This is a genomic window from Paracoccaceae bacterium (genome assembly GCA_033344815.1).
In the GTDB taxonomy this organism is placed as follows: Bacteria; Pseudomonadota; Alphaproteobacteria; order Rhodobacterales; family Rhodobacteraceae; genus Roseobacter.
Genome location: JAWPMR010000001.1, coordinates 1,824,606 through 1,840,106, shown reverse-complemented (window position 1 = coordinate 1,840,106; position 15,501 = coordinate 1,824,606). Strand labels below are relative to the sequence as shown.

The window sequence follows — 15,501 nt, the reverse complement described above, 5'->3', positions numbered from 1 at the left end:
GAAAGCGCCATGCCGTTAAGTTACAAAGCCCGTCGCCGATTGTCCCTGTTGATTCTTCTGGTGGGATTGCCAGCCTACATCATCATCGCGGTGACGCTGGTGAACTGGATGGAACGGCCGTCGATCTGGCTGGAAGTGTTGGTCTATCTCGGATTGGGTATCCTTTGGATTATCCCGTTCAAATATGTGTTCCGGGGCATCGGACAGGCAGACCCGGATAATCCGGACGGTTAGAATTCCGATCATTTGTCACAACAGAAGAATGTGATGTCGGCTGGCGTGACGGAGAAATTATTGTCCGTTTCAGCCCGGCACAAAACTGTTGGTGTCAGAAACCGTAAATCGTCCTTCTTTGAGCTTGTTGATCTTGCCATCTCGCAGCAACTGCCCGAATGCGCGCAAGCCCTCTTCACGGCTGAAAGGGGTACGTTTTGCCAGGCGCGCATGCGTGATGACCTGCGTGCTGGAGAACTGCTTGCTCCCCTCAACAAGGGAGAGATATGCCGCCGCTGCTTCCAACAGATCCGGCAGTTTCGTTGCGCCCATTTCCTCGGCGAAATTGGCAAAGCCGGGCATCGCTGACGCATCAGGACTTGCCCGAGCCGACGTTGCAGCATGTTGGGAAGCCGCCGGTTTTTTTGCCATCACCACATCAATGTCAACACGCTGCTCGGGGGCCAGTTTCAGAGGTGTTGCCTGTGCGTTGGGCCGACGCGTGGTACGTTTCACGGACGCAACCGGGCGGCGCGGTCTGACCACCTCTGCGAGGTCGCTGCGATATGCCTTGGTTGCTTCAGTCTCCGTGGTCCCGTCGCGCATGCTCTTGTCGGCAAAACGTGCGGCCACGGCTGCGCGAAGATGTGAAAACGCATTACGCCGGGTCGCGCCGTCAGGGTCTTCCATCTGATGCTCCGCTTTTGCCATCAGACGCGACAGGTCTTCTCCCGCGCTTTGATCAAACCCTGGCGAGCAGTAATGCACTGCCGGCTCCTGTGCCGCAGGATCGCCTTCCGCCTCTCTGTCCCGGCGCCTGAGACTGGTTTTCACAGGCTGCGGCTGATCTGAAGTGACCGGCGTATCATCGTCCGCGGTGCTAGTGTCGAAGGCGGCCTTGTCAGCCCCCGCATCTGATGTGTTTGACGGCAACGCCGTGCCCTCAGCCCAATCGCGGCGTAGCCTCAGCGTCCCAACGTTGTTATTCCCCGCCGCATCACGCTGTGGACCTGTCCGAGCAAACACGTTTTCTGTCTCATCGTCATCTTCGGGCTCTGTAAGCGGCGGCTCCGTATCAGAGGTCAAACTGTTCAGTGTCTCTCGCAGAGTTTCCTTTTCTGCGTCGAAAACGTCTTCGGCCAGAACCGCAATCTGGTCATCCTCGACAAGGGCTGCCGCGATCTCTTCTGCCGCCTCGGTCAGTGTTGTGTTTTGCACAGGCGCCATGTGATCTTTGGAATGAAATTGGTCCCGAGAGGTTTGTTCGCTTTGCGCGCCGGCTGACGCGGAGTCCTCGCGAGACAGAACGTCGTGTATGCGTCGCAGCTTCGCCGCAACGCTATCGTCATCTGCCGGGGGCGGCGACGCGGTGGTTACACTCTGTGCGCGCCCATCAGAATGCGTCGCAACAGGAGGCGCGGCCATGTCGTTTTCATCGATATAGGCAATCGGGGTGCTGTTGGCAAAAAACGCTTCTGCACTTTGCGGGGCATCTTGCACGGCAGGGTCCGGGTCCCATGTCTCTTCGTCCAGCGCAGCGGCTTTGGCTGCAATTTGCGGATCAGGCTTTTTCTGGACGATGGCTGCAGTCAGAGCATCTCCCATCAACTTGACCATTGTCGGTTCGGCAGCTGCCGCTGGTGGCGGTACAAGTGGATCCTCAATCACGCTCAGGACAATGCGCCCGGCCTGCTGGCTTGGTTCAACCGCGAGGGATGTAGCGCGCGCCGCAATCTGAGCCAACACCACGGCGTCTGGTTGCAATCGCGCCACAGTGCCGCTCTGTGCGTCCTGCGTCATGTCCCGAAAGTATTCCAAAATGGGTTCAACCGCGTGCAGAGCGTTTTCAAACCCTTCAAGCGTGCAGGCATGGGTCCCATAGGAAAGCGTCAAAACTCTGTTGTCTTTCGTCATCGGATATGTGTCCTCTGCGTGATCTCAACAAGCTGTCTACCACATGCCACAAGTCTAAAACGTCTCGAATCCTTGCTAACAATCGCACCATTTCGTGGCTAGATTGTGTTTTGTTTCTAAAAAGGACGTTAATACGAGGTGAATATCAAAATTATCCATGAAATCAAACCGGTCACTTTGGTCGGGGGCGGCGCGGTCGGAACGCAGGACCTGACGGCGGCGCTGACGCTGGCACCGGTCTGCGTGGCGGCCGACAGCGGCGCTGATATCGTGTTGCAGGCCGGGATAGAGCTGGCGGCAGTGATTGGTGATATGGATTCCATTGCGCCAGCGAGCGTGGCGCAGATCCCGCCTGAGCGGTTTCACAAGATCCCCGAGCAGATGAGCACGGATTTCGGCAAGGCGCTGCGTAATATATCAGCCCCCTGCATCATCGCGGTGGGGTTCTCCGGAGCGCGGATTGATCATCAACTGGGCGTGCTGCACACTTTGGTGATGTATCCTGATGTGGCCTGCGTCGTGTTGGGCGCAGAAGATATCATTTTTGTTTGCCCGCCACAGTTTGAACTGCCGATGGCGTCCGGCACACGCGTGTCACTGTTTCCGATGGGGCCGGTCACCGGGCGTTCGGAAGGATTGCAATGGCCGATTGAAGGGTTGCAGTTCGCGCCGTCATGCATGTCGGGGACGTCCAATTGCGCCACCGGTGATATCCAATTGCAGATGGATGCACCGCTGATGCTGTGCATACTGCCCCGCAGGTTTCTGGGAGATGTTACGGAACGGCTTGCTGGGCTGCCAATTCACGCGCGCTGGCCCGCTCGCGCAGAACGACGTAGAGACCCGCAGAAATTGTGATCAGGATGCCGACTGAAGCCAAGGGGTCGGGCCAGTCGCCAAACACCAGAAATCCGATAACCGTGGCAAAGGGTATTTCGAGATATTGCATGGGCGCGAGCGTGGCCGAGGGGGCGTAACGCAGCGACCAGGTCATCAGCAAATGCGCTGAGGTCCCCAGGAGCCCGATGCCAAGCAGGAGCACCCAGTCGGTACTGGATACCGCAATCAGTTGCAGTTGCGCTTGTCCGGAGCCCTGAAAGAGCAACAGCACCGGGAGCATGATCACAACGGCGATAACGCCGCTGACGGCCTGAAGCCCGATGGGGTCGGTTTCTTTGGCGATCTGCCGGGTGACCAGCATGAAAAGGGCGAAATTCACCGCCACCCCGAGGGGGAGCAGCGCCGGCCAGCCCACCTGGGCAAAGCTCGGTTGTACGACCAGCAGAGTTCCAACAAAACCCACGAGGCAGGCGATCAAGCGCCGGGGCCCCACCTCTTCGTTCAGGGCATACCGACCGAGGATGAGCATGATGAAAGGCATGACAAAGGCGATGGCAATCGCGTCAGCAAGCGGCAGGAATTTCAGGGCGGTCACCATCATCCCGATCCCAAGTATGTGCAGTAACGTCCGCAGAACTGTCAGCGACAGAATACGGCCGCGCATTTTCCACATCCGGTTCGTGCCCCAGACAATCGGGATCAACAAAAGCGCCTGAATGGCAAACCGCACCAGTACCAATTGGCCCAGAGGTACGGTCTGACCCAGGATTTTGGCAACGGCATCGCCCATAGGTGCAAGGACGCAAAATCCGAGCATCAACATGATTCCAAGAAGGGGTCTATCTACTGCCATGGGCGGAAAGTAGAACTGTCACCGGGTCAACGCAAGAATACCTGAATGGTTAACACAAGATTTAGCAGTTTGGCACATTTACGGCCAATCCGCCCAAGGATGTCTCCTTGTATTTCTCTGACATGTCAGCGCCGGTCTGCCGCATCGTCTCGATGCAGGCGTCCAGAGGTACCAGATGGGTGCCGTCTCCGCGCAGGGCAAGAGAGGCCGCTGAGACGGCTTTTATTGCGCCCAAACCGTTGCGCTCAATGCAGGGCACCTGCACCAGTCCCTTGATCGGATCACAGGTCATTCCGAGGTGATGTTCCAGTGCGATTTCAGCCGCGTTTTCCACTTGCTGGGGGGTGCCACCCATGACGGCGCAAAGGCCAGCGGCGGCCATGGCGGCGGCGGAACCGACCTCTGCCTGACACCCGGCTTCGGCTCCTGAGATGGAGGCATTGTATTTCACCAGCCCGCCGATGGCGGCGGCGGTGAGCAGGAAATCCTCGATATGGGACTCCGAGGCGCCGGGCACGTGATCGAGGTAATAGCGCAGCGTGGCTGGCAGCACACCGGCTGCCCCGTTGGTTGGCGCTGTGACGACCTGACCGCCTGCGGCGTTCTCCTCATTCACCGCCATGGCATAGACGCTCATCCAGTCATTGATGGTATGGGGCGGCGTCAGGTTCATGCCGCGTTCCTGCAGCAATTTGTCGTGGATCCCCTTGGCGCGCCTTTTGACGGACAGGCCACCGGGCAGAATCCCCTCGCTCGTGAGTCCCCGGTTGATACAGTCGTTCATGACCTCCCAAAGCCGCTTCGTTCCGGATGTGAGAGTATCCACACCACCGCGCGCATTTTCATTGGATCGTTTCATTTCGGCAATTGAGCGGCCGGAAACCTCTGACATTTCTAGCATTTGCGTTGCATTTTTGAAAGGAAACGGGACTGGTTCACCTTCATCTGTTGCCTTGCCTTGCGCCAATTCGGCTTCCGTCAGGACAAACCCGCCGCCAACTGAATAGTAGGTTTCGCGCAGGGTCACATCGCCCTGCGCATCTGTGGCCATCAGGATCATTCCATTGGCATGACCACTGAGGATGGTGTCGAAATCAAACAGCAGATCCTGTTCGGGCGCAAAGCGCAATGCTGGAAGACCCTCTGGATGAATCACGCCACTGGCCTTGATCTCGGCCAGCACCTTTTCGGCTTTTTCGGCGTCATAGGTATCAGGGATAAACCCAGCCAGCCCAAGGATTGTGGCGCGGTCCGTCGCATGACCTACCCCGGTGAAAGCAAGCGATCCGTGCAAGGACGCGCGCAGCCCATGAAAGGCAAAAGGTGAGGCGCGCATCAGGTCCAGAAAGCGGGCGGCAGCCACCATCGGCCCCATGGTGTGTGAGGAGGACGGGCCAATCCCGACCTTGAACATATCGAATACGGACAGAAACATCTAAAGAGCACTTCCTTCGGGTGGGCGGGGTATTTGTGGCGCAGTGAACGGGGTGGGGCCAAGACCCTCGGCGGTTTGTGCGGCGGCAACGCTGGCGCGGGTCTCCAGCCCCAATGCCATGCGGTGTAGGGCAGAGAAGGTGGTCAGGTCAAACCAGCTGGTGTCCGACGCGGTTGGATAAAGCTGCAACCAGCGCAGCATGGGGGCGGTATAAAGTTCCAAAACACTGGGTGTTTCGCGTTGACGCCAATGCGCGTCAATTAGCGTGAGGTGGTGCAAAATGTCACGGCGCACCTGCGCCCGCATCCGGTGTTGATCGGTTTTATCGGACCCGGCATAGGCGCTGGGGTAAAACAGCATGCGCAATGCCGGATGCAGCGTGTTGGACAGAAAGAACAACCATTTCAGCGTCTCGCCACGTTCGGCGGCGTCGGGGGCCGGCGCCAGAGCGCCATGTGTATCAGCCAGCCACAACAAGATCGCAGCCGTTTCAAACACCGCACCATGGGGCGTTTCTAGCACGGGAACCTTGCCTGCCGGGTTCAAGGCAAGGTAGTCGGGGTCGCGTTGTCCCATGGCACGGCGATCCACAAGGCGCGTGGCATAGGGAACACCAATTTCTTCAAGGGCCAGACGGACGACCATTGAGGCATTGTCCGGCGCATAGTGCAGTGTGTAGGGCGCATCATTCATGGTGACTGTGCTAACCCGATTCTCATCTACCGGAGTTGCAAAAAGCGACCGTTGTCACGGCATTTCACACATCGCAATGGCGGGGTCATGGCAGAGATCTGTGCAAAAGCGCCAAAATGCACGAAATCACCCCTCGCACCCCAAGCACATGTTTCCTATAAGACGGGCACCTCAGCCAAAGGAACTTGCGCATGTCCTCTGAATTGTCCCCCATTGAGAATGCCAAACGCGTCGCGGCGAAACGTGCAGCGCAGATGGTGGAAACGGGGATGCGCGTCGGGTTGGGCACCGGGTCCACTGCTGCATGGCTGGTACGCTGCCTTGGTGAGATGGCGCGGGATGACGGCTTGCGCATCCGGGCGGTGCCGACCTCGACGCAGACGGCGGAACTGGCCCGCAGTGTGGGGATCGAGGTGATTACGCTGGATGAGGCCAAGTGGCTTGATCTGACCATTGACGGCGCGGATGAATTTGATGGGCACCTGAACCTGATCAAGGGCGGCGGTGGTGCGTTACTGCAGGAAAAGATTGTCGCCACAGCCTCTGACCGGATGATCGTCATCGCGGATGCAGGCAAAGAGGTGGAAACACTGGGCGCCTTTCCCTTGCCGATCGAGGTGATCCCCTTTGGGTTGCAGACCACACAAAAGCTTGTGGAGGAAACACTTGTCTCGATGGATGTGCTGGGCCGCGACACCAGCTTGCGGATGAAGGGCGATGCCGCTTTTGTCACCGATGAGGGCAATCATATCCTTGATCTTCACGTCAAACGGATCGGTGATGCGCGCCAATTGGCTTTAACTTTGAACCAGATACCGGGGGTTGTGGAAAACGGGTTGTTCATCGACATATGTGACCGCGTGATCATCGGGTTTGGTGATGGCAAGGTTGAAATGCGCGATATCACTGCGGGTACAATCGAAACCGGACAGGCGGATACCGGCGACAGCGACAATCTTTTTGCGGATATGCCCGACTGAGAGGTAGGACGGGCGTTTACCTAAAGCGCAGCTTGGCTGTGGTAAAACCGACCTGCACCCATATATAGACGTTCCGAACACCAAATACCTGAAAGGCCCTCCCCGAATGAGCGATTTTGATTATGATCTCTTTGTTATTGGCGGTGGGTCAGGCGGCGTGCGCGCGGCGCGCGTGGCGGCGGGCGAGGCCGGTGCCAAGGTCGCCCTGGCCGAAGATGACCGTTATGGCGGCACCTGCGTGATCCGGGGATGCGTTCCTAAAAAGCTGATGGTTTTTGCCAGCGAATACGCAGGCGTTGTTGAGGATGCACAATCCTATGGATGGGATCTGAAACAGGGGCCATTTGACTGGCCGTCTTTCCGCGAGCGTCTGAACAATGAGTTGGACCGTCTTGAACAGGTCTATCGCAACCTGCTCAAGGGATCGAACGTGGATACCTTCGATGCGCGCGGCTCCGTTTCAGGACCGCATGAGGTGACGCTATCCACGGGTGAGGTCAAGACTGCCAAGCATATTCTGGTGGCCACGGGCGGCCACCCCGTGCGCCCGGACATGCCAAATGCGCATCTGGGTATTGTGTCAGACGACATCTTCCACCTTGAGTCTCTGCCCAAATCGCTGCTGATCATTGGCGGCGGTTACATCGCCTGTGAGTTTGCAGGCATCATGAACGGCTTGGGCGTTGAGGTGACGCAGTATTATCGTGGTGCGCAGATCCTGCGGGGCTTTGATGATGAAGCGCGGGGCCTGGTGGCTGAACAAATGCGGGAACGCGGTGTGAAACTGCATCTGGGCACCAATATCGTGGATATGGCACCGGCCGATGCGGATCATTCGATGAGCCGCGCCGGAACGGGATCCGATGCGGCCATGGGAGCGCCTGCACAGGAGATGAATGCACCGCAAGTGACGGGAGCCGCGCAAGGACCGGTCTGGGTCAAGGCTACAAACGGGTCGGAGCAGGTCTTTGACATGGTGCTTTTTGCCACCGGGCGCGACCCGAATTCCCGCGACATGGGATTGGAAGAGGTCGGCGTGAAGCTGGGACGGCGCGGGCAGATTGAAGTCGATGAGTACAGTCAGACTGCAGTGCCGTCGATCTATGCGATCGGGGATGTAACGGATCGGGTGAACCTAACGCCGGTCGCGATCCGTGAGGGAATGGCCTTTGTGGAAACAGTGTTCCATGGCAATCCGACGCCGGTCGACCACAAGCTGATCCCCTCGGCCATTTTTACGCAGCCCGAAATGGGTACCGTTGGCCTGAGCGAAGAAGACGCGCGCGATCTTGAACCTGTTGAGGTATATTGCACTTCCTTCCGCCCGATGCAGACGGCCTTTGCCGGGCGTCCGGACCGGGTGCTGATGAAGCTGATTGTGTCCAAGGCATCGCGCAAAGTTTTGGGCTGTCACATCGTCGCACCGGGGGCGGGTGAGATGATTCAACTGGCGGGCATCGCGATCAAGATGGGAGCAACTAAAGAGGATTTCGACAGGACGGTTGCGGTACATCCCACCATGTCCGAAGAAATAGTGACCATGCGCAAGCCGGTGCGCACGGCTTGAATTCCGCGCAACCTAGCGTACCTATGACTTGAAATTGATCGCTGATCTGGGCGGTCCAGAAGGGAAAGAGACTTAATGGCTGGCAACAATGGCGGCCCCTGGGGGGGCGGCGGTGGAAATTCTGACGGCGACAAACCCAGTGGCGGAAACCGTGGGAACAATGGCGGCGGCCCGCGCGGGCCACGTGGACCGGGCGGCGACGGACCGCAAATTCCGGAAATCGACGAACTGGTCAAGAAAGGTCAGGAACGTCTGCGGGTTCTGATGGGCGGCAAGGGTGGCGGCTCTGGCACGGGTGGCGGTCGCGGCGAAGGCGGTGGTGGACCCGCCTTCACCCGGGGCACCATCGGCTTGGGCGTGCTGGGCGCGGTCATCCTTTGGGGCATGGCGAGTTTTTACACAGTCGCACCCGAAGAGCAGTCAGTTGAGCTTTTCCTGGGCGAATATTACGCCACCGGTGAATCCGGTCTGAACTTTGCACCCTGGCCCCTGGTGACGGCAGAAGTCCTGCCCGTGACGCGCGAGCAGACCGAAGACATCGGCGCACGTACCGACAGCGGCTTGATGCTGACCACGGATGAAAACATCATCGACATCGATTTTCAGGTGGTCTGGAACATCAATGATCCGGCCAAGTTCCTGTTCAACCTCGCGGACCCCAGCGGCACAATCCGTGCGGTGTCCGAATCGGCGATGCGCGAAGTCATTGCGCGTAACCAACTGGCTCCGATCCTCAACCGGGATCGTCAGTTGATCGCAGATGAAGCAGAGCAGCTTATTCAGGGCACGTTGAACGCCTATGACAGTGGTGTGAACATCGTGCGTCTCAACCTCGACAAGGCGGATCCGCCGCGTGAAGTGATTGACAGCTTCCGTGAAGTGCAGGCCGCAGAGCAGGAGCGCGACCGTCTGGAGCGTCAGGCGGATGCCTATGCCAACCGTGTGACAGCGGGTGCGCGCGGTGAAGCCGCCAGCCAGTTGGAGCAGGCCGAAGCCTACCGTGCCCAGCAAGTCAACGAGGCCGAGGGTGAGGCGGCACGCTTCACTTCGGTTCTGGAAGAATACGCCAAGGCGCCGGATGTGACGCGCAAGAGGCTCTATCTGGAAACGATGGAAAAAGTATTTGGTGACGTGGACAAGATCATTCTGGAAAGTGATCTGGGCGGAAACGGCGGGCAGGGTGTTGTCCCGTATCTGCCACTGAATGAATTGCGCCGTGGCGCTGCTGGAGGAACAAACTGATGCGTGCTGGCAGTTTTCTGATACCCATTGTCGTGATCGCCGTTGTCGGCCTGTTGAGCTCTGTGTTCATTGTGGATGAGCGTGAAAAAGCGCTGGTGCTTCAGTTCGGGCAGATCAAATCGGTCAAAGAAGACCCCGGTTTGGCGTTTAAAATTCCTTTGATTCAAGAAGTTGTGCGTTATGATGACCGCATCCTGTCACTGGATACGGATGTCACGGAAGTCACGCCTTCTGATGATCGTCGCCTCGTTGTGGACGCTTTCGCGCGCTACCGGATTTCTGATGTGACCCAGTTCCGTCAGGCTGTTGGTGTCGGCGGTATGCGTGCGGCTGAGGGCTTGCTCGAACGTATTCTCAATCCGACCATTCGGGCGGTTTTGGGTTCAGACGGTGTGACGTCGAACACCATTCTGTCGGCAGATCGGGCTGAATTGATGGCGCGGATCACAGAACAAGCGCGGCTGCGTGCTTTGCCTCTGGGTCTCGAAGTTGTCGATGTGCGTCTGAAACAGACCAACCTGCCGGAGCAGAACCTTGATGCGACCTTTGCGCGTATGCGGGCGGAGCGGGAACGTGAAGCTGCGGACGAAATCGCGCGTGGTGAGGAAGCGGCCCAGAGGGTACGCGCCTTGGCGGATCGTACTGTAGTCGAACTGACATCGGAAGCAACGCGAGAAGCGGACATTGTACGTGGTCAGGCGGATGCGGAACGAAACGCAATCTTCGCGGCAGCCTTTGGTGCTGATCCGGAATTCTTCGAATTCTATCGCTCGCTGACAGCCTATGAACGCGCTTTGCAAGGCCAGAATTCCACGATGGTTTTGTCGCCGGACAGCGAATTCTTCAACTATTTGCGCTCCGATCAGGGGTTGCGCTCGGAAGAAGGCGAACGTCGGTGAGCACCCTGCTGCTTGCTCTCGGGCTGGTAATGATTGTGGAGGGGCTGGCCTATGCGCTGGCCCCTTCGCTTATTGAACGAATGCTTGAAGCCCTGCGCGCTCTGCCCGAAGCGGCAGTGCGTCAGGTCGGGTTACTCATTGTTGTCAGCGGGTTGATCGTTGTTTGGCTGGCATGGCAATTAGGCGCAAGCCTGGGTTGAGCACCATTCAGGCGCGGCAAATAAGCTCGGTGCCTTCACAGTTTGGTAACAGACTGTTGAAACTGTGTAAGAACGATACATCTTCATGTTGAACGATTGCGGCCTTAAGTGGATTATGTGATTATTCACCCCGAGCTCTAATCAAAATGGTATCAAAGCCAATAAACAAGTATTTCAGGAGACGACGCATGCGACCCAAAGCGGTATCCGTGTCCATAACCAAAAACGTAAACCTACAGATGCGCCTGTTGATCATGGCGATTTTGACGCTGGGATTTCTGCTGGTCCAGCCACTGAGCGCTTTTGCTCAACAGGCAAGCCTTGCGCCGCTGGCAGAAAAAATCAGCCCCGCCGTGGTGAACATCACGACCTCTACGGTTGTGGCGGGACGTACCGGTCCGCAGGGCATTGTGCCGGAAGGCTCGCCGTTTGAGGATTTCTTCCGTGAATTCCAGGACCGCAACAATGGGGACGGTGAGCGACCGCGCAGATCGTCTGCCCTGGGGTCCGGTTTTGTCATTTCCGAAGATGGGTTTGTGGTCACAAATAACCACGTGATTGACGGGGCGGACGAAATTCTGATCGAGTTCTTCAATGGCGAAGAGCTGAAGGCAGAGGTCATCGGAACCGATCCGAACACGGATATTGCCCTGCTCAAAGTCGAAGCGGACGGTCCGTTGCCGTTTGTGTCCTTTGCGGACAGTGATGTGGCGCGCGTCGGTGATTGGGTTGTGGCCATGGGTAACCCGCTTGGCCAAGGATTTTCAGTGAGTGCCGGGATTGTTTCCGCGCGCAATCGCGCGTTGAGCGGCACCTATGATGACTACATCCAGACCGATGCGGCGATCAACCGGGGGAATTCCGGCGGACCGTTGTTCAACATGGACGGCGATGTGATCGGTGTGAACACGGCGATCCTGTCCCCGAACGGTGGATCCATCGGGATCGGGTTTTCAATGGCCTCTAACGTTGTGACCCGCGTTGTCGATCAGTTGCAGGAATTTGGCGAGACACGCCGCGGTTGGTTGGGTGTACGCATCCAGGATGTGACCGAGGACGTGGCTGAGGCGATGGGCCTTGAGGCCGCCAGCGGCGCGCTTGTGACCGATGTGCCTGAGGGCCCGGCCATGGAAGCGGGCATGGAAGCGGGCGATGTGATCATGAGCTTTGCCGGCAACGAAGTGGCGGACACGCGTGGCCTTGTGCGCAGTGTTGGCAATAGCCCTGTAGGTGAAACCGTGCGTGTGGTTGTCATGCGTGAAGGCAAATCCGTGACTTTGAAAGTGACGCTTGGCCGTCGCGAGGAAGCTGAAGGGGCCGTTCCAGCGGTTGCTGCGGGTCCCGAGGAAGAGGAAGCGCCTGTCACCAAAGACCTGATGGGCCTGACACTGACCTCTTTAACGGATGAGATCCGTGAGGAACTCGGTGCTGATGCGGGCATGCAGGGTCTGGCCGTAACCGCCGTGGATGAAGGCTCCGAAGCCTTTGAAAAAGGGTTGCGCACGGGTGACATCATCACCGAAGCGGGCCAGCAGAAGGTGACCACGATTTCCGAGCTTGAGAAACGTATCGAAGCCGCGGAAGAAGCAGGGCGCAAGTCATTGCTGTTGCTTGTGCGGCGCGCGGGTGATCCGCGGTTTGTGGCGCTGTCACTGGTAGAGTAAGCAACCGTATAGTTGTCGAAAAGGGCGTCCTTGTGGGCGCCCTTTTTTGTGTGGAGTGCTGTTTTCAATAAACCTTACTCTGGCGATGCGCAGAGGTTTTGTGCGGGGTTTATGCTTTGGCAAGGACCAAGGCGTCCAGCATGGGGGAGATGTCTTCGATATTTTCAGCCAGCACATGTGTCACGGAATGCGCGCGCTGAACGGGGCCGGTGACACGCAACATGCGCCCAGCGATCACAGCACGGCGAAATTTTTCATAGATGTGGCGCCAGACGATGACATTCACAACGCCGGTTTCATCCTCCAGCGTGATGAAAATAACGCCTTTGGCCGTGCCCGGGCGTTGGCGCAGAATCACCAGACCGGCCACCGTGACCCGTGCATTGACAGGCGGTTCGTTCAACCGCACGGCCACCAGACAGGCGGGCGGGCGCGGCCAGGACGTATCGGATGTGGTCGGGGAGGATGATGTCATTACGCGCATAAGAACAAATATAGAACATCTGAACATTGATGTAACCCCAGATTTTAAGGGTCGCAAAAGAAGCTGGCGCGTCCTATATCGCGCGGGTAGACAGGCACAAAGATTACGAAGGGAATGATAGACGTGGCCAAGATTACCTATATCGAGCATGGCGGCACAGAGCATGTTGTAGATGTCGCAAACGGCCTCACCGTGATGGAAGGCGCGCGGGACAACAACATACCCGGCATTGAAGCGGATTGTGGCGGGGCCTGCGCCTGTTCCACGTGCCACGTCTATGTGGATCCTACCTGGGTCGGAAAGCTGCCTGCCAAGGAAGATATGGAAGAGGACATGTTGGATTTCGCCTATGAGCCTGATCCGGCGCGTTCGCGGCTGACGTGCCAGCTGAAAGTGACAGACGCTTTGGACGGTCTGATCGTGAAGATGCCCGAAAAGCAAATTTGATGTGGACCAAGGCACGGCGTCTGCTGTCGTGCCATTTGCCCGGTTTCATGCGCCGCGCGCTGTTGGCGGTGTGCGTGTTGCCAGGGCCTCTTGCGGCCAATGAGGTAATTTCATCCGCAAAATATGAGGGGCCGACTGCGCGGTATGCCCACAATGTTCTGGGTGACGCCATTGAGCATATCACCCTGAGTGTGGGTCTGGCGGATGGGGTTACGCGTCGCTTTAACTTGCCAGAAAATCTGGTGTTCGAAGATACGGCACCGCGCGTCATAGATCTGGATTTTGACGAGGCGCCTGAAGTCATCGTGGTTGAGAGCAGCCAGACTCAAGGCGCACGGCTGGCGATCTACGGATCAAAGGGACGCATTACTGCGACCGAATACATTGGAACGCGGTTTCGATGGCTTGCGCCGATAGGTGCTGCTGATCTCGACGGCGACGGGCACATGGAAATCGCCTATATTGACCGTCCGCATCTGGCCAAGACCCTGCGCCTTTTTCGTTACCGTGATCAGCAGTTGATCGAGGTCGCCAGTTTGCGTGGGTTGACCAATCATCGTATCGGTGAAGTCGATATCGCAGGAGGCGTGCGAAGCTGTGACGGGGTGCCCGAAATGTTGGTTGCCTCAGCGGATTGGTCGCGGATGGTCAGTGTCACATTTGAGGACACGCTGGAGGCGCGTGCCATCGGCACAGATACCAGCCGCGCCGCATTTGCCCGTGCGCTGGAATGTGCCTCTTAGGTTTTGGGCAGCGCGCGCCAGCCGATATCACGACGGCAAAATCCCTCCGGCCAGTCTATCTCATCCACCATATCGTAAGCCATTGCATGTGCTTCACTGAGCGACCCTGCGCGGGCCGTCGCCGCGAGAACACGGCCGCCTTGCGCCACGAATTGACCCGAGGCGCGACCTGTACCCGCGTGAAAGATCATGTGGCTACTGTCCTCGGCGGCGTTCTCCAACCCGCCGATTACCGAGCCTTTTTCATAGACGCCGGGATACCCATTGGCCGCCAGCACAACCGTCAGAGCGTGGTCTGCGGCCCAGTTTACCTGCGTCTCTGCCAGACGCCCTTCGGCGCAGGCTTGCAATAAATCCAGCACCTGAGCGCCCAGCCGCATCATCAGAACCTGACATTCCGGGTCCCCGAAACGCACGTTATATTCCACCAGCCGGGGGTTTCCGTTTTCGATCATCAAACCGACGAATAACACGCCTTGATAGGGCGTGCCTTGCTTGACCATCTCGGCCATCGTGGGTCTCACGATGCGGTCCAGCGTTGCGTTGATCACACCATCGGACATCACCGGGGCCGGAGAATACGCCCCCATGCCACCTGTGTTGGGGCCGGTATCGCCCTCACCGACCCGCTTGTGATCCTGTGCGGTTCCGATGGGCAGGACGTTTTCGCCATCACAAAGCACAAAAAAGGACGCCTCTTCGCCTGTCATGAATTCTTCGATCACGACCTCTGCGCCGGCCTCGCCAAAAGCGCCGGAAAACATATCATCTATCGCGCTCAGCGCTTCATCGAGGGTTTCGGCGATGATCACGCCCTTGCCTGCGGCGAGACCGTCAGCCTTGATCACGATGGGCGCGCCCTGTTTCTGCGCATAGGCTTTGGCAGATGTGGCGTCGGTAAAATGTCCGTAGGCGGCTGTTGGCGCACCGGCTGCATCGCAGATTTGTTTGGTGAAAGCCTTGGACGCTTCGAGCTTCGCAGCCGCGCCGCTGGGCCCAAAAACCAAAATTCCCGCCGCGCGTAACCTGTCAGAGACGCCTGCAGCCAAGGGCGCTTCGGGGCCGATGATCACAAAATCAATGGCGTTTTCGGCGGCAAACGTGGCGACCGCTCCGCCGTCTTCGATGTCCAGCGCCGCACATTCGGCGATTTCGGCGATGCCCGCATTGCCGGGGGCCACGATCAAGCGATCACATTTTGGGTTCTGCATCACCGCCCAGGCCAGGCTGTGTTCGCGCCCGCCGCTGCCAAGGATAAGAATGTTCATTGGCGTGCTCCTGATCTGCTTGGCCTTGGGTTCTGGGCGTTCTAAGCTGCGCGCAACCG

16 protein-coding genes are annotated in these 15,501 nt (G+C 58.0%); 10 read left to right on the top strand and 6 right to left on the bottom strand.

Features of this window, described 5'->3' with window-relative positions; all coding sequences use genetic code 11:
• Positions 1 to 9 precede the first annotated feature (9 nt).
• A complete protein-coding gene (locus R8G34_08550; protein MDW3222917.1) occupies positions 10 to 234 on the top strand; it encodes a DUF2842 domain-containing protein in 225 nt (74 codons plus the stop codon).
• A 69-nt stretch (positions 235 to 303) separates the two neighbouring features.
• Here the strand turns inward: R8G34_08550 and R8G34_08545 are convergent, their stop codons facing one another.
• Complete coding sequence (locus R8G34_08545) at positions 304 to 2,127, bottom strand: hypothetical protein (protein MDW3222916.1); 1,824 nt, start codon at positions 2,125 to 2,127, stop codon at positions 304 to 306.
• 138 nt (positions 2,128 to 2,265) lie between these two features.
• On the opposite strand from R8G34_08545, the gene R8G34_08540 reads away from it, so the two are divergent.
• Positions 2,266 to 2,985, top strand: a complete 720-nt coding sequence (locus R8G34_08540) for a thiamine diphosphokinase (protein ID MDW3222915.1) — start codon at positions 2,266 to 2,268, stop codon at positions 2,983 to 2,985.
• Here the strand turns inward: R8G34_08540 and R8G34_08535 are convergent.
• The 3 genes from R8G34_08535 to R8G34_08525 all read right to left on the bottom strand — a co-directional run bounded on the left by R8G34_08535 (position 2,903) and on the right by R8G34_08525 (position 5,948).
• Positions 2,903 to 3,820 carry a DMT family transporter gene (locus tag R8G34_08535; protein ID MDW3222914.1) on the bottom strand — a complete coding sequence of 306 codons (918 nt, stop codon included), beginning with the start codon at positions 3,818 to 3,820 and terminating at the stop codon, positions 2,903 to 2,905. The genes R8G34_08540 and R8G34_08535 overlap by 83 nt on opposite strands.
• A 61-nt stretch (positions 3,821 to 3,881) precedes the next feature.
• Entirely contained in the window at positions 3,882 to 5,255 is a 1,374-nt protein-coding gene (locus R8G34_08530) for an L-serine ammonia-lyase (GenBank protein ID MDW3222913.1), read from the bottom strand.
• The gene (locus tag R8G34_08525; GenBank protein ID MDW3222912.1) at positions 5,256 to 5,948 is read right to left on the bottom strand and encodes a glutathione S-transferase family protein; all 693 of its coding nucleotides are present in this window, start codon (positions 5,946 to 5,948) and stop codon (positions 5,256 to 5,258) included. It lies immediately after the preceding gene.
• A 191-nt stretch (positions 5,949 to 6,139) separates the two neighbouring features.
• Between R8G34_08525 and rpiA the strand changes: the two genes are divergently transcribed.
• The 6 genes from rpiA (at position 6,140) to R8G34_08495 (ending at position 12,500) form a co-directional block, all read left to right on the top strand.
• The gene (rpiA, locus tag R8G34_08520; protein MDW3222911.1) at positions 6,140 to 6,928 is read left to right on the top strand and encodes a ribose-5-phosphate isomerase RpiA; all 789 of its coding nucleotides are present in this window, start codon (positions 6,140 to 6,142) and stop codon (positions 6,926 to 6,928) included.
• Positions 6,929 to 7,034: 106 nt separating this feature from the next.
• Entirely contained in the window at positions 7,035 to 8,495 is a 1,461-nt protein-coding gene (locus R8G34_08515) for an FAD-dependent oxidoreductase (GenBank protein ID MDW3222910.1), read from the top strand.
• Between the two features lie 75 nt (positions 8,496 to 8,570).
• Positions 8,571 to 9,737: an FtsH protease activity modulator HflK gene (hflK, locus tag R8G34_08510; protein ID MDW3222909.1), complete on the top strand. Its 1,167-nt coding sequence runs from the start codon at positions 8,571 to 8,573 to the stop codon at positions 9,735 to 9,737.
• Entirely contained in the window at positions 9,737 to 10,636 is a 900-nt protein-coding gene (locus R8G34_08505; protein ID MDW3222908.1) for a protease modulator HflC, read from the top strand. The genes hflK and R8G34_08505 overlap by 1 nt, the downstream gene beginning before the upstream one ends.
• Positions 10,633 to 10,836 (top strand): DUF2065 domain-containing protein, encoded by a 204-nt coding sequence (locus R8G34_08500; protein MDW3222907.1) that lies wholly within the window; start codon positions 10,633 to 10,635, stop codon positions 10,834 to 10,836. Before R8G34_08505 ends, R8G34_08500 begins: the two co-directional genes overlap by 4 nt.
• Positions 10,837 to 11,024: 188 nt before the next feature.
• The gene (locus R8G34_08495; protein MDW3222906.1) at positions 11,025 to 12,500 is read left to right on the top strand and encodes a Do family serine endopeptidase; all 1,476 of its coding nucleotides are present in this window, start codon (positions 11,025 to 11,027) and stop codon (positions 12,498 to 12,500) included.
• 109 nt (positions 12,501 to 12,609) lie between these two features.
• Here R8G34_08495 and R8G34_08490 read toward each other — a convergent pair whose 3' ends face one another.
• A complete protein-coding gene (locus tag R8G34_08490) occupies positions 12,610 to 12,984 on the bottom strand; it encodes an OB-fold nucleic acid binding domain-containing protein (GenBank protein ID MDW3222905.1) in 375 nt (124 codons plus the stop codon).
• 123 nt (positions 12,985 to 13,107) lie between these two features.
• On the opposite strand from R8G34_08490, the gene R8G34_08485 reads away from it, so the two are divergent.
• Together R8G34_08485 and R8G34_08480 are read left to right on the top strand one after the other, a co-directional pair.
• Positions 13,108 to 13,431 (top strand): 2Fe-2S iron-sulfur cluster-binding protein, encoded by a 324-nt coding sequence (locus R8G34_08485; protein ID MDW3222904.1) that lies wholly within the window; start codon positions 13,108 to 13,110, stop codon positions 13,429 to 13,431.
• 47 nt (positions 13,432 to 13,478) lie between these two features.
• On the top strand, positions 13,479 to 14,174 hold the full coding sequence (locus tag R8G34_08480; GenBank protein ID MDW3222903.1) for a VCBS repeat-containing protein: 696 nt from the start codon (positions 13,479 to 13,481) through the stop codon (positions 14,172 to 14,174).
• Here R8G34_08480 and purD read toward each other — a convergent pair.
• Positions 14,171 to 15,442 (bottom strand): phosphoribosylamine--glycine ligase, encoded by a 1,272-nt coding sequence (gene purD / locus R8G34_08475; GenBank protein MDW3222902.1) that lies wholly within the window; start codon positions 15,440 to 15,442, stop codon positions 14,171 to 14,173. The two genes, R8G34_08480 and purD, sit on opposite strands and share 4 nt — an antisense overlap.
• Between the last annotated feature and the right edge of the window lie 59 nt (positions 15,443 to 15,501).

What these genes read in the sequence shown, in the direction of transcription:
- R8G34_08525 (MDW3222912.1), bottom strand. Translation starts at nt 5,948, where the DNA reads ATGAATGATGCGCCCTACACACTGCACTATGCGCCGGACAATGCCTCA.
- R8G34_08545 (MDW3222916.1), bottom strand. Translation starts at nt 2,127, where the DNA reads ATGACGAAAGACAACAGAGTTTTGACGCTTTCCTATGGGACCCATGCC.
- R8G34_08495 (MDW3222906.1), top strand. Translation starts at nt 11,025, where the DNA reads ATGCGACCCAAAGCGGTATCCGTGTCCATAACCAAAAACGTAAACCTA.
- purD (MDW3222902.1), bottom strand. Translation starts at nt 15,442, where the DNA reads ATGAACATTCTTATCCTTGGCAGCGGCGGGCGCGAACACAGCCTGGCC.
- R8G34_08515 (MDW3222910.1), top strand. Translation starts at nt 7,035, where the DNA reads ATGAGCGATTTTGATTATGATCTCTTTGTTATTGGCGGTGGGTCAGGC.
- R8G34_08530 (MDW3222913.1), bottom strand. Translation starts at nt 5,255, where the DNA reads ATGTTTCTGTCCGTATTCGATATGTTCAAGGTCGGGATTGGCCCGTCC.
- R8G34_08505 (MDW3222908.1), top strand. Translation starts at nt 9,737, where the DNA reads ATGCGTGCTGGCAGTTTTCTGATACCCATTGTCGTGATCGCCGTTGTC.
- R8G34_08480 (MDW3222903.1), top strand. Translation starts at nt 13,479, where the DNA reads ATGCGCCGCGCGCTGTTGGCGGTGTGCGTGTTGCCAGGGCCTCTTGCG.
- hflK (MDW3222909.1), top strand. Translation starts at nt 8,571, where the DNA reads ATGGCTGGCAACAATGGCGGCCCCTGGGGGGGCGGCGGTGGAAATTCT.
- rpiA (MDW3222911.1), top strand. Translation starts at nt 6,140, where the DNA reads ATGTCCTCTGAATTGTCCCCCATTGAGAATGCCAAACGCGTCGCGGCG.
- R8G34_08550 (MDW3222917.1), top strand. Translation starts at nt 10, where the DNA reads ATGCCGTTAAGTTACAAAGCCCGTCGCCGATTGTCCCTGTTGATTCTT.
- R8G34_08490 (MDW3222905.1), bottom strand. Translation starts at nt 12,984, where the DNA reads ATGCGCGTAATGACATCATCCTCCCCGACCACATCCGATACGTCCTGG.
- R8G34_08535 (MDW3222914.1), bottom strand. Translation starts at nt 3,820, where the DNA reads ATGGCAGTAGATAGACCCCTTCTTGGAATCATGTTGATGCTCGGATTT.